The 12,627-nt window shown below is 36.2% G+C and carries 5 protein-coding genes, 1 other RNA gene and 1 pseudogene; 6 read left to right on the top strand and 1 reads right to left on the bottom strand.

Annotated elements, in window-relative coordinates; translation table 11 throughout:
* Positions 1-34: 34 nt before the first annotated feature.
* The 3 genes and pseudogenes from fucP to LH29_RS25095 all read left to right on the top strand — a co-directional run.
* A complete protein-coding gene (gene fucP, locus LH29_RS10055; protein ID WP_045029252.1) occupies positions 35-1,315 on the top strand; it encodes an L-fucose:H+ symporter permease in 1,281 nt (426 codons plus the stop codon).
* 245 nt (positions 1,316-1,560) lie between these two features.
* The gene (locus LH29_RS10050) at positions 1,561-1,746 is read left to right on the top strand and encodes a hypothetical protein (RefSeq protein WP_045029249.1); all 186 of its coding nucleotides are present in this window, start codon (positions 1,561-1,563) and stop codon (positions 1,744-1,746) included.
* Positions 1,747-1,818: 72 nt separating this feature from the next.
* Positions 1,819-2,652, top strand: a pseudogene (locus tag LH29_RS25095) (recombinase family protein); the annotation flags it as partial.
* Positions 2,653-3,385: 733 nt separating this feature from the next.
* On the opposite strand, the gene ssrA reads toward LH29_RS25095, so the two are convergent.
* Positions 3,386-3,783: a transfer-messenger RNA gene (ssrA, locus tag LH29_RS24270) on the bottom strand.
* An 841-nt stretch (positions 3,784-4,624) separates the two neighbouring features.
* On the opposite strand from ssrA, the gene LH29_RS10035 reads away from it, so the two are divergent.
* The 3 genes from LH29_RS10035 to LH29_RS10025 form a co-directional block, all read left to right on the top strand.
* Positions 4,625-5,389 (top strand): right-handed parallel beta-helix repeat-containing protein, encoded by a 765-nt coding sequence (locus LH29_RS10035; RefSeq protein ID WP_157493656.1) that lies wholly within the window; start codon positions 4,625-4,627, stop codon positions 5,387-5,389.
* Positions 5,390-5,494: 105 nt separating this feature from the next.
* On the top strand, positions 5,495-8,452 hold the full coding sequence (locus LH29_RS10030) for a right-handed parallel beta-helix repeat-containing protein (RefSeq protein ID WP_045029239.1): 2,958 nt from the start codon (positions 5,495-5,497) through the stop codon (positions 8,450-8,452).
* Between the two features lie 72 nt (positions 8,453-8,524).
* Positions 8,525-12,627, top strand: a 4,103-nt coding sequence (locus LH29_RS10025; RefSeq protein WP_045029236.1) for a cohesin domain-containing protein, incomplete at its 3' end; no start/stop codon positions are given.

Here is a 12,627-nt window from a genome sequence, read left to right as displayed (position 1 = left end):
TGTTGTTTATCAAATAAATTTAAATTGTAAATAGATGAATGATTCATTGGTCGAGAAAAGATATTTTGTTCCCTTCGTTTTAATAACCAGCCTGTTTGCCCTTTGGGGATTTGCCAACGATATCACAAATCCCATGGTTGCAGCTTTTAAAACCGTAATGGAGATTTCGAATGCAAAGGCTTCGTTGGTGCAGTTTGCTTTTTACGGAGGGTATGCAACTATGGCCATTCCGGCAGCTTTATTTGTACAACGGTTTAGTTATAAGAAAGCGATTCTGTTAGGTTTAACTTTGTACGCAATCGGGGCATTGTTATTTTATCCGGCTGCTCAATTTCAGGCATTCGGATTTTTCCTGGCTTCGCTTTATGTCCTGACTTTTGGATTGGCTTTTCTCGAAACCACAGCCAACCCTTTTATTTTGTCGTTGGGAAGTGAAAAAACAGCAACCCGGAGATTGAATTTGGCTCAAGCTTTTAATCCTATGGGATCTTTGTTGGGAATGTTTGTGGCTTCTAGAATCGTTTTAGCTGCCTTGGAATCCGATAAGCGAAATGCAGCCGGAGACTTGATATTTCCATCCCTTGATGAAGCAACAAAAGCTGCCATTAAGACGAACGACTTGATGGTTATCCGAGATCCGTATGTTATATTGGGCTTGGTGGTTCTATTAATGTTTGTCGTAATTGCTTTGGTAAAAATGCCGCCTATCGGCCATTCAAATAACATACATCCGATTCATTCCTTGAAAAGGTTGCTTGCCAATAAGATTTACCGAGAAGGAGTAGTTACTCAGATGTTTTACGTTGCTGCCCAGATCATGTGCTGGACTTTCATTATTCAGTATGCTGATAATCTGGAAATTGATAAGTCTACCGCTCAAATGTACAACATCGTTGCCATGAGTATCTTTTTGGGAAGTCGCTTTATCAGCACATTCCTGATGAAATATGTTGATTCTCACAGGCTTCTAATGATTTTTGCTTTGGGCGGCGTGATTACTTTATTGGGAACTATTTTCATTGTAGGCCAGACCGGCTTGTATTGTTTGATTGCGACTTCGGCCTTTATGTCATTGATGTTCCCTACAATTTACGGCATTGCACTAGCCGATGTGGGAGAAGATGCAACCTTGGGAGCAGCCGGACTCGTTATGGCCATTGTCGGGGGAGCCATCATGCCTCCACTGCAAGGCGCGATCATCGATATGGGAACTGTGATTGGATTACCGGCGGTTAATTTTTCATTTGTTTTACCTCTATTCTGTTTCGTTGTGATCGCTGTTTTCGGCTGTCGATCAAAGGCAGTAATGTCATAATAAGATTCATCCTTGTTATTTATCTAATAAATAAGGGTGTTGGAAGTAATGTTATAAGAGATGATTAGGGAATATTGTTTTTTCAGAATAACTACAAACTTTTAAGTCTCAGGGGAATTTTTATACTTTTCAAAGACATAAAGAGCCTCAAACTGCCACACAACCACAGATTTTCACGATCGACTAGATATTGTATACGTTTGATATGACTCAATAGCCATGATGTAAAATGGTCATATTAAACAATGCAGGAAAACGAAAATAGAAATATAGAAGAAGCAACAGCAAGGGTGAAAAAGAGGCTCCCTTTGGAAAAAATCCGCTCTATACCTAAGTATAAACATTTGACTTCTGATGGATATGAGAAGCTTATGAAAGATTCGGAAACGATTGCTTTACTGATATTAAAAGCTTTCATGTTGAAAAAATAACTGCACCGGTATTGGATATTTTTGTAATTTTCAAAGATTATTATCCCTGTCCAATATAAAATTCTTCAAGCCATGAATGATTTAAGCCTGTTTAAACAATTTGCTCCACAAGCTCCAAAGAAATTTCATGAGGGAAACAATGCTGTAATTTACACACGTGTATCATCAGCAGACCAAGAAGATAACACCAGCCTTGCCTCACAAAAAAGATTTTGTGAGGCGTATGCGAACAAACGTGACTTAAACGTGGTTGGCTATTTTGGAGGTACTTACGAATCAGCAAAAACCGATGACCGGAAAGAGTTTAACCGGATGTTAACCTTTGTAAAGAGATCAAAAAATATCAGCTATGTGATTGTTTATTCCTACGAAAGATTTTCTCGTTCCGGAATCAACGGTGCATCTATTGCCGATGAACTGCTGAAAAAGTACGGCGTAATAACTTTAGCTACAACTCAAGAGCTTGACCCGACTACACCGTCAGGTTCTTTCCAGCAAAAAATACTATTTCTGTTTGGGCAAATGGATAATGAACTCAGGCGCGATAAGGTTGTTACCGGCATGCGTGAAATGCTAATGAAAGGCTATTGGGTTTGGAAACCACCTCGTGGTTATGACGTTTTAAATAAGGGAAGTAAAGCCACCGAACGCCAAATTATCATTAATAAAGAGGGAAAAATTCTCAAAAAAGCATTTGAATGGAAAGCATACCATGAATTGCCTAATATTGAAATTGTACGAAAACTTCAAAAACTTGGAGTAAATATCTCTGATAAGAAACTACATGAGCTATTTACTAATCCTTTTTATTGTGGCTTGATTGTAAGCAAGCTTATTCCTGATCAGGTAGTAGAAGGCAAACATACTCCACTTATCTCAAAGAAATTATTTTTGGAAGCAAATGATATCAGAAATGAGAAACGTGTGCATGGCTTTGTTCATGATATGGATAGTGAAAACCTGCCTTTAAAGGTGTTTGCAAAGTGTGAAAAATGTGGTAGTTCAATTACAGGCTATAAGGTAAAAAAGAACGAATTATATTATTATAAATGTAGAACAAGAGGATGTAATGTAAATAGAAGTGCAAAAACTATGCATGATCTATTTCGTAACGTATTAAACATGTTCCAAGTTGATGCCGACACGACTTCTATTATTAAAGTTCAACTGGAAGAGCAAATGACGGGTTTCTTCAAAAATCAATTAGATGATGCCAGGGCGTTAAAATTGAGATTGACAGAAACAAGAAGGAGGGTAGATGCTATTGAAGAACGTTTCGTTATTGGTGAAATAGATCGAACTTTATACGATAAATTTAGAAATAAATACGAAAAGGAATGTTTTGCAATTGAACAAGAATTAAATAAAGTTGGTGGATATAGTTCGAACCTTAAAAAAGTAGTGAATTATGCGGTTGATTTATGTCGGAACCCTATGAAACTGTGGGACTCCAGCGACTTAAACGGGAAGAAGATTTTTCAAAATCTTTTATTCCCAGAAGGAATTTACTACAACCGAGAATTGGATCGAGTTCGAACAGCAAGAATCAATACCTTTTTTACCTTAATCCCTGAAATAGCAAGGGATTTGAGAGGATACAAAAAAGGGGATTACAACAAATTTGATGAAATCCCCCGTTGGGTGGAGCTGGCGGGAGTCGAACCCGCGTCCAAACGAGGAAGCTACAAGCTTTCTACATGTTTATCTCTGACTTAATTTTCGAATAGCAGCCGGATCAAAGCCACCAACTACTACCTTATCTCTTTTAATTTCGCAAAAACGCCAGAGCCTCGTTTATGCTAGCTTCGATTTATTTGCACCGCCTGATCGGACCGCTTCAAAGCATTAGCATCCGGGCGATGTCTTGTTCCAAAACCTTGTTTCGGAATTAAGTGTAATCTAAATTGTTAGATTACGCAGCAAGAGCGTAATTATTTTCGCCAATTATGGTTTTGATCATTATTTTTAACGGGTCAACAACCAAAACCCGACATGCTTACCTGTCTCTTCTACCCGCTGTCAAAACCAGTCAGCCCCATAGAAGTCTTAACTAATTGATAGTCAAAAAATAATAAGACTTTGAAAAATGATGGGTAACAAAATGGTAACAAATGTGCCTAATTTGTACACTTTCCAGAGCCTTATTATATGCAAAGATACACAATTTTTGAATCTTGTAGAATTACCTACATTGAAAATAGAAATACATTATTGAAAATTTTGGTTTATTTCAAAGAACAGAAAAATTACATGGATAACAACGTAATCTATTTTTATATAGGTTGGGAAGGAGATATTAATATCTTAAGATTGATCTTTATACTTTTAAGGTGTATTTAGTTGAATGAACTAATTTTTGAGTATTTCATAATTTGTATATTCAATTCAATCCCAATCCTGAAATCATCAAATTAATATAAGGATACACGAATTTTCAAATGACTACCACTATCCTGACCTTTTATCTGCATGCCATTCGAATCGTATCTAAACAATTATATAATAAATCAAGTAAGCTGAAATATGATTAAAAAATTTTAAGATTCGCTTACTAATCAAGATTCTAAGATATATTACCGAAATCCTTTTCATTTTGGGAAAACATATATATTTCAACCGAATGTTTAGTTATTTAGAATCAATCTAATAGTATTTGCGAAGAACCTTTTTTATATTACAAACGGATTGATAAAAAATAAGGAATCAAAAATTAAATACAACACACAATCAATCCAATTTTTCTTTAAAGCCAAACAATTTCCGGATTCAGAATTGAAATAATCTGTGTCGTATTCACACATATGTAGTGAATGCGGACTGTTGTGTTATTTATATAAAATGACTCATATAGATGTATCAACCTAAAATGAACAATAAAATGAAACGTTCCTCATCAATTTCGAACTTGTTTGTTCGCACAATTCCATGTCTAACCATTTTCTTAATTTTTTCTGTTCAGAGTTTCGCTACTGATTTAATAGGAGTTAATGATGCTATTGTCAATTTAACTGTTGCCAACAGCCCTTATATGATAACAGGCGATGTCACTTTTAATGGAGAGCTAAACATTGATCCGGGAGTTGTAGTAGAGTTTGCCGGAGATTTTAGTTTTCAGGTGAACGGATCAATAGATGCCAGGGGTACGGATACGAATCCGATTATTTTCCGATCGGCAACGAGTGACTACCAGGGTTATATCAAACTCAACCCAACAGTATCTCTATATCCGGACCTATACCGTATATCGAACTGGGAGGTATCGAAGCTGACAGATGGGGTAACGGTTCTGAATGATTATATATTATCCGATTTTGATGTTTCGGAGTGTGTTCGTGGAGTAGTAATTGGTTGGTATTCTTCGATAAACCTGGAGAATTTTACGATACACGATATACAGAAGTATGGGATTTATTGTTCTTATGCTAATAGTAACAGTTCAACGATAAATATAACTGGTGGAGAAATTTATAATTGTGGTAATTACCCTGATTTTAATTATGCTGCGGCTTATTTTTATTATGATGGATATTCTTCTGCTTACACAATGAATCTGAACATAGAAAATCTGAAAGTTCATGATAATATTTATTACGGAATTTATTTTCGAAAGGGGAGTGGAACTTTTAATGCCAATATTAAATAGTCTTCATTTTTCAATAGTGGCCCATATGCTATTTATTCCAATAATGTAGCAATTGATGCTACGCTGAACTGGTGGGATACCACCGATGGTGTTTCGATTAATGGGATGAATTACGGTGATGTTAGTTTTGCCCCATACCTGACCAGTGAAGGGGGTGATGCGACCACACATATGCTCCAGGGAAAATTTATGGGTGACCAGCACTTGACAGCGGGAACAGCATATACAGTTGTGGGGGATTATTATTCGCAGACAACTGATTCCTGGGTAATTGATCCTGGAGTTGTAGTAGAGTTTGCCGGAGATTTTAATTTCCAGGTTAACGGATTAATAGATGCCCGGGGTACGGATACGAATCCGATTATTTTCCGATCGGCAACGAGTGACTACCAGGGTTACGTTAAGCTCAATCCAACAGTATCTCTATATCCGGACCTATACCGTATATCGAACTGGGAGGTATCGAAGCTGACAGATGGGGTAACGGTTCTGAATGATTATATATTATCCGATTTTGATGTTTCGGAGTGTGTTCGTGGAGTAGTAATTGGTTGGTATTCTTCGATAAACCTGGAGAATTTTACGATACACGATATACAGAAGTATGGGATTTATTGTTCTTATGCTAATAGTAACAGTTCAACGATAAATATAACTGGTGGAGAAATTTATAATTGTGGTAATTACCCTGATTTTAATTATGCTGCGGCTTATTTTTATTATGATGGATATTCTTCTGCTTACACAATGAATCTGAACATAGAAAATCTGAAAGTTCATGATAATATTTATTACGGAATTTATTTTCGAAAGGGGAGTGGAACTTTTAATGCCAATATTAAACAGTCTTCATTTTTCAATAGTGGCCCATATGCTATTTATTCCAATAATGTAGCAATTGATGCTACGCTGAACTGGTGGGATACCACCGATGGTGTTTCGATTAATGGGATGAATTACGGTGATGTTAGTTTTGCCCCATACCTGACCAGTGAAGGGGGTGATGCGACCACACATATGCTCCAGGGAAAATTTATGGGTGACCAGCACTTGACAGCGGGAACAGCATATACAGTTGTGGGGGATTATTATTCGCAGACAACTGATTCCTGGGTAATTGATCCTGGAGTTGTAGTAGAGTTTGCCGGAGATTTTAATTTCCAGGTTAACGGATTAATAGATGCCCGGGGTACGGATACGAATCCGATTATTTTCCGATCGTCAACGAGTGACTACCAGGGTTACGTTAAGCTCAATCCAACAGTATCTCTATATCCGGACCTATACCGTATATCGAACTGGGAGGTATCGAAGCTGACAGATGGGGTAACGGTTCTGAATGATTATATATTATCCGATTTTGATGTTTCGGAGTGTGTTCGTGGAGTAGTAATTGGTTGGTATTCTTCGATAAACCTGGAGAATTTTACGATACACGATATACAGAAGTATGGGATTTATTGTTCTTATGCTAATAGTAACAGTTCAACGATAAATATAACTGGTGGAGAAATTTATAATTGTGGTAATTACCCTGATTTTAATTATGCTGCGGCTTATTTTTATTATGATGGATATTCTTCTGCTTACACAATGAATCTGAACATAGAAAATCTGAAAGTTCATGATAATATTTATTACGGAATTTATTTTCGAAAGGGGAGTGGAACTTTTAATGCAAGTTTAAAAAATAGCCAAATAAGTAATAATATAAACACTGGAATATATATGGCCAGTGCAATAAATAACGATTTCCTGAATTTATCATCTACTGGAAATGGAGGTCATGGAATATATTTTCAAGGAGCAGGAAATTCAGTTTTGCAGAGCGTATTTATTAAAAATAACGGTCTTTCGGGTTTATATGTAAACAATGCCGGTTCAAGTCTGCAGATAAAGGAATCCTCCATTTGTTATAATGAGGAATATGACTTATACAATAATACAACTGCTACCATTGATGCTACAAATAATTACTGGTTCTATACCGATCTTGGATTAATTGCTGATAAAGTTTATGATTATTACGATAATGGGACCAAAGGTATTGTAGAGTATGATCCGTTTTTGTTGGAAGAACCACCATATCTAATTATTCCGGCTGATTTCAATACTGATGGAAATGTTAATGGGTTCGATCTTGCAGAACTGGCTGTCGCTTTTGGCTCTGATCCAGAGAGCAGTAACTGGAATGAATTATGTGACCTGGATGCTTCCACTTTAATTGATGGTTTCGACCTGGCTATTTTTGCCACCTATTTTGGACAGACAACCTTAAAATCGAGTTATTCACATCCTTTTTACGCTTTAAGTCAATTAAAGTCAGAACATCAAGCCATTTTGTCTCTTGAAGCAGATATTGAGCAGATTAAAAGCAACTCTGAATTTTCAGTTTTTGTGAATGCAGAAGAAATAGCAGAAGCTATCGGATTGGCATTCCATGTTAATTATGACAGAGAAATGTTTGAATTAGTGGAAATAAAAAAATACAATAATCTGGACAATATGGGGGAGATGGCATTTATGTCAACAATTGATCAGGATAACGGATCGGCTGTTATTGGATTAGCCAGCCTTGACAACACCATCAATGGAATCAATGGCTCGGGAACTGTTTGCGAATTAATATTCCAATCGAAGGAAATAAAACTTCCACTTTCATTCAAATTTTCTGATTCAGGTTTACTGGCAATGAATGGAACAACAAGAATGGGCCTGAATACCAATGACCTAAATGTAGATTTGACAACAGGGGTGGATTACAGTGATGAACCTGGTATTTTGTCGCTTTCGCAGAATTATCCTAATCCATTCTCTAATACAACACGGATTAAGTTTAGAGTACCGACGGGCAATTCAGACAATGTAAGATTGGCTCTATATAATTCTGTTGGGCAGGAAGTAAAAGTTCTTGTTAACGAGTTTCTCGAACAGGGAGAATATTCGTATGAATATAACCGATTTGGTGACAAAGGATATAGGTTGCCCGAAGGAATTTATTATTACACGCTTGCTAATGGAAATGCTGTTATCACAAAAAAGATGATATTACAGGGTAAGTAGGTTAAATAGATAGTAAAATACTGTCATTTAAGAGTTTAAATATACTTGTTTTATTATAAAAGCAAATCAAAAATGAAAACTTATTCTAATCATCATAAAATTGTAAGCGGATTGTTAACCTGTCTGATAATAGGTCTTATATTTCCTTTAGATGGCATTGCAAAAAGAAATATAGATTCAATCATCAACTCATATGAAATATTAACATTTGACAGTAGCGAAGATGTTGATTCAACAAAAAGCACTAATATTTCAGGGAATGCAGTATCGGAATCAGTAAGCGTTACTCTAAATCCTTCTACTCTTCAGTTAGAGCCACTTGAGACATTCGCGATGGATATAAATATAGGCCCGGTTAGCGATTTAATGACATTTACAACCGAAATCTTATTTGATCCTGCAATTGTGACCATTTTAGGCGTAACTGAAGGTGATTTTTTAAATGAGAATGGAAGCGCTTTAACTACATTTTTAAAATCTATCGACAATTCTACTGGAAAATGCATTGTTGCAGTATCAAGAATGACTACTCCTGCAAGCGGTGTATCTTCTTCATCTACAAATACCTTACTAACACTTAATTTAAAGGCGAATAATGCCGGTTACACATCTTTGCTGCTAAATAATACCGGATTGATTGGATCGAATGGAGAGACGAATTATGGTTCAACAACTAATTCTTGTTCTGTACAGGTTTTTATTGATGATGAACACTCAACTGTATCATTCTCACCAGAGGAAGTTAAAGTATTTCCTGAGGAATCATACGAAACTGCAGTTCAGGTTGAAGATGTGGAAGATCTATTTGCTGTTTCGTTTGATGTTAATTATGATCCGGATATTCTTGAAATTGTTTCTATCAGAGAAGGAGAATTTTTAAATGAAGGAGGGGAAACAAATACAATCTTTTTACAAGATATTGACAATGTTAATGGGAAGGCAGTGGTTGGAATAACAAGGTTGAACACAACCACTGGTGTATCCACTGGTTATCCAAAGAATTTATTTTACATCAAATTCTATTCTAAAGAACCCGGATACGAAGAAGTACATATCTCGAATGCAGGATTACTTGCACCTGATGGAAAAACAACATATCCAGTTTTTTCCGAAAAGTTAAACGTAATTGTTAAACCAGATCAGGGAATAATTACCGGCATTATAAAAAATAAATCCACAGGATTACCAGTAGAAGGTGTTATTGTTAAAACTCTTGATTATGAATCGGCACCATCAGATGCATCTGGTAAATATTTGTTGAAGGTACCGTATGGATATGGTTATAATTTGACTGTTATGTCAGGACAATACGAAACATTCGATATTTTGAATATTCATGTTCCTGAATTTGATCCTCTGAAAAATATTAACATTGAATTGACACCTATCCCGATTGAATATATAATTCAGAACATTGTTCCGAATCCGAATCCTGATATATCAACCACAATGCAAGGTGGTATTTTGCACAGGTATTATCAGGTTGTAAATAACTACAATGGCAATCCTTTGTCGTTGGTTCCCGTTGAAGTAGTTGGTGAGAATTATTCGCATGTATTTAAGTCTGATGAAAAAGGAATAGTTGATATAGAGATACATAGTAATGAAATTGGGAATGGACTGCCTGGAGCTGAATCTGATTATTTGATAAGAACAATACAGGGTGTAGAGTTAGATCTTCCAATTGGTTTTAATACTAAAATAATTTCTAAAGCGTATACAAGGTATTTTGATGTTAATAGTTTTATAGGACTTGGGGGACATTTTTTGCAATTAGGGATCGAAAATGTTAAGTTGGAGTATGGAGGTCTAATAAAACTTAATATCGATGAATCAATATCACAATCTCCAACAACCGTTGATGTAACACGTCAAGCACGTGCCGGTGCGGAAAAAGCCGGTTTTAGCACTCCTGCTGTCGGTGTAAAAGCAAAAATAGGATCAGTTGAAGCTGGAGCTATAGCAAAAGCTGGAACTGGCTTTTCTTTTACTGGAATATTACAGGATGAACACAATTTCCCTTACGAAAGCGACAATGATATTCAGGCAGTGGTAAAATATATACTTATGGCGAATGGTGCTTATACAGCATTAGATAATACATTAATTCGGTTGCTTATATTGTGTGAGACGTGGTTAAATGATGATGTTGAATTAGCTGAAAGAATTGTTTCAGACGCCGTTGGATTAGAAGTAGCGTATGGAGGAAGTGCGGAAGCTTTTGCAGGATATGATTATGGAAAAGATGTAAGAATGTCTGTTGGAGCTGAATTAGGTGCAGAAGCCAGTGCTGAGTTAATGTTTAATTTTAATCATCTGAAAAATCAAGTGGAAAACTCACTTAGTTTTTCAGGAGAGTTTACCATTGAAGCTGGTGCAGGTGTGAAGTTTGACTTGAATGTATTACCTCCTGAACTCAGGGGAAGATTTTATGAATTTGATAGGAATATGAGGTATGGATTGAAAATTACAGATGTTCAAGACTACTCCCTATTAAACTCTACAAAGGAATATAAACTTACTTTATTAAGTAAGCATTTAATGAATGATTGGGATGAAGAAGTTGAATATGTTGTTTCAGGTGATGAACTTGACCAGTTCATCGCTAATTATAAAAATAGAATAATTGAATTAACTCAATTGAGTCAGTCAAGCCTTAGCGGAATTGATATTAAAGTTGCAGCTAATACATTTAGTGATCTCCTTGAGAACTTCTTTCAATTAGTTAATGATACTAAAAATATTCAGGTAACATATTCAATACAAAGGAGTGAATATACTAATTCAGAGGATTTTACAATAGAGTTTGATGCAGCGCTTCCTGGACTGGATGCAAATATTGGGGCTGGAACTGAAATAAAAGAAGGAAAATCAATGATCATAGAGGCAGGGAAATGGAACTGGTTCAAAAAATATAAAAATGAAGAATTTAATCAACCAATACCCTCGACTTCAATTGACTATAAGGTGCTAATGGAAAAAACTATTAATGAAACCCCAATTGTGGTGAGATCACTAATGGGAGATTTTGCCTGGATATTTAGACGTGAAAGTAGCACCAGTAGTGTAAAAAGTGCGATGACAGAGGTATTGTTGAGTGATAACGGATCATTTATTAACCTCCCGGATGAAGCTATCCCAACAGAATTAGACTCAATCTCTGTAACATCCTGGTCTTGGTATGGGGGAGCCCCCGATTTAAAATCAGCTAATATATCATCGAGAGTTAAAGATATTGTTGAACAAAAACGTGCACTTGCGCAAGAAATTTATGGAATGCAATATGGAATTGGAGGTTTTTACCAGTTTGAACCATATGGAACGATATTGTTAGACACAGCTTACATGTGCATAAAATATGACCCGTCAGAATTAGGCGATATTGATGAAAATACCTTGGGTATGTATTATGAGGACAAGGCAAATAAAAAATGGGTGTATGTTGGTGGAGTTGTTGATTTGGTGGATCATTCAGTAACAGCCCCGGTGGAACAATTAGGGTTGTTTACACTCGCCCCATCCATGCCATATGGAGAGTTTGGTCTGTATTCAACACCGGATAGCATTTATGCAGATAGCGTTTCAGTCTCGTCTATTACAAGCAGTTTAATAATGAACAACGATTCTTCAATAGTTGCCGATGGAACATTATTTACAGTTGGATTATCTCATGGGACAGTCTTAACAACCGATGTTGATACGTCAACAGAAGGTATTCAAATACCTTCTGTAAATGGCGAAATCAATTTTCAAATTAGATCGAGTCATTTGGCTGCAATTGGTGAAATAAGAGTGGAAAGTGTTGTGGGGTCGGCTAATGCATTCGCAGAGGTAATTTATTACGATACAATTGCTCCTAATCAACCAATTATTTATTCTGCAGTACAAGATACCAGTTTTGTCACCTTGAAATGGAAACAAAATCAGGAGGAAGATATTGCAGGATATATTATCTACTATGATACAGATACTTTGTCTCCTTACGATGGAGTACATACTGTTTATGGAGAGGAATCGCCGATTATCTTAGGGAATGATACTTCCAGGATTATTTCTGGCCTTTTAAAGGATACAACTTATTATTTTGCAGTTTCAGCTTACGATGCTTCAGGAAATGAAGGTCCGAGATCGAAGTTTGTAAAAGCAACAGAAGAGGCACCAACAGCAAATCTGGG

The organism is Draconibacterium sediminis (genome assembly GCF_000949475.1).
Lineage (GTDB): Bacteria > Bacteroidota > Bacteroidia > Bacteroidales > Prolixibacteraceae > Draconibacterium > Draconibacterium sediminis.
Note: the sequence above shows the minus strand (reverse complement) of the source record. Positions and strands in the feature narration are given on the sequence as shown.